The organism is Pseudoflavonifractor sp. An85, assembly GCF_002161235.1.
Lineage (GTDB): Bacteria > Bacillota > Clostridia > Oscillospirales > Oscillospiraceae > Enterenecus.
The window spans coordinates 1-777 of record NZ_NFHE01000128.1 but is presented as its reverse complement, the minus strand read 5'-3'; the positions used below and the strand labels follow the sequence as shown (position 1 = coordinate 777).

The 777-nt window shown below is 59.6% G+C and carries 1 pseudogene; it reads right to left on the bottom strand.

The features are described 5' to 3' along the window. Positions 1-777 (bottom strand): annotated as a pseudogene (locus B5G37_RS15450) (hypothetical protein); the annotation flags it as partial.

Sequence of the window (777 nt, the reverse complement as noted above, 5' to 3'; positions counted from 1 at the left end):
GCCCATGATCTGAAAGTTGGAGGGCATGGAGCCGTAGACCTTGTAAATATGGTCCTCCTTGAAGAAGATGGGGTAACCCAGGTATGACACGCAGCCGGTAAAGTTCCCCGCCGAGCCGGTGTCCACGGCGTAGGCATCGGTGGCCAGTCCGTCGAACACGTTCCAGTTGAAGGGGTCTCCCAGCTTGCTGGCATAGATGGTGTTGCCTTTACACCCCCAAACCCGGTTTTCGTTTTCACACACAAAATCCAGGTCGGGCAGGGTGCGGGTGATCACCACCTCTCCCTCCTCGGTGTAAGCCTCATCTCCCTTCTCCCCATCCAGGCCAAAGGAGTACTCATAAAAGGCCAGCTTGTCCCCCTGGATGTCCCGGATGATGAGACTTTTGTTGTTTTCCGGGTGGGTGGTACATCCGGAGATGGTCACCGCGTCCCCCTTGCGGAAGTAGTCATTCCAGTTCACCCCCTCCATCTGGATGGTGTTGGCCGCGGCCTCCTGCTCGTAAAGAGTGCCGTTTTGGAAGGAGACCCCGGTCCCCACCCACTTGGCTTCCAGAGAACCGAATGCGTCCTCTTGGGCGTTGTAATAGACCTTGTCCGGCCAGACCAGGACATAGGCCCCCAGGGCGGCAAAGGACTTTTCCCCCGGGGTCACCGTTCCCTTTTCCTCCCCGTCGTAGTAAAAGCGCTCCCCTTCCACCCAGCACAGGGCGCCCCGGGCAAACAGGCCTCCCGGCTGGGTCAGGGTTTTCCGCTTCCATCGGGGCGGGCGGCTGGC